The organism is Mesorhizobium sp. P5_C1 (assembly GCF_054049815.1).
The window spans coordinates 1-1,078 of sequence record NZ_JBFULQ010001071.1 but is presented as its reverse complement, the minus strand read 5'-3'; the positions used below and the strand labels follow the sequence as shown (position 1 = coordinate 1,078).

The following is a 1,078-nucleotide window of genomic DNA, read 5'->3' as shown; positions in this document are numbered from 1 at the left end:
TCCTATTTCTATCTCGGTGCCATTGGGGATGCCGCACGGGAAGCCGAGGCCGGAATCAATGCCTGGGCGACCTCCAATGGGGATTTCGATGTCGCAAGATATGGAGAGGACGGCCCCGCGATCTGTCGCAGCTATCTGGGCGTGGTGCAGGTGCTCGCAGGGCGGGTCGACACCGGGCTCGCCAATTGTGCGTCAAGCGTTGAAACCGCGGAGCGGCTCGATCATCCGCTCAATCTGGCATTTATCCTCATGAATCTCGCCATTGCCCGACGGTTCCGCAATGAGCCGGCCGAGTGCCGTGAGATCGCTGAACGAATGCTCATATTAGCTGACAACCGCAGGCTGGCATCCTGGTCCGGAGGTGCTCGCACGGTGCTCGGCTGGGCTATCGGCAGCAACCTGCCCGACGAAGGACTCAGAATGCTGCGAGACGGCATGAACCGATGGCGCTCGACTGGCTCTGAGCTGCACTTGCCGCACTTCTATTCGTCGATTGCGGACATTTGCCTCCGGCATGGACGGATCGATGAGGGTCTCGCGGCAATCGAGAATGCTGTCGAGGCGATGGACAAGACCGGCGAGAAATGGGCGCAGGCTGAAATAGAACGTATTGAGGGTTRCTTGGTCGCCAAGGCGGATGTGACCCGAGGGATGAAAGTCCTAACTAGAGCCTATGATACTGCGATAAGTCAGGGCGCGTGTTGGTTGGCGGTGCGTGCTGCAACGGAGTTGGCCAAGCTCTCAAGAAGGTCGGGCCATGAGCTCCGAGCTGACTATCGGAATCAGCTTCGGATTAGCGAGATCGCTGAAGGCCTAGAAACCTCGGTCATCCGCGAAGCTGCTGCCGTTCTCTAGATCACCGTATCGGTGCTGTAGGCTGACTAGCAGGCACTGGAGATGAGGGGCAGAACCTCAGCTGCCAAGCGCCAGGGTGATCCTGAGATCTGCTCGCAAGGGTCTGCTTGTGGGGCAGAGCGGGTGATGATCGCCCACCCATTTGAGTGTCCGCTTCGGGTCAGTTCACGTCAATGCACGCAGTGCATCTGAGGTCCGCTTCTGAAATTCCACGCCTCGAAGC

The 1,078-nt window shown here is 59.0% G+C and carries 1 protein-coding gene; it reads left to right on the top strand.

Translation table 11 applies throughout. From position 1 onward, the window contains the following. The coding region (locus ACXJ7R_RS33960) for a hypothetical protein (RefSeq protein ID WP_457155611.1) at positions 1–855 on the top strand (855 nt) is incomplete at its 5' end. Positions 856–1,078 lie beyond the last annotated feature (223 nt).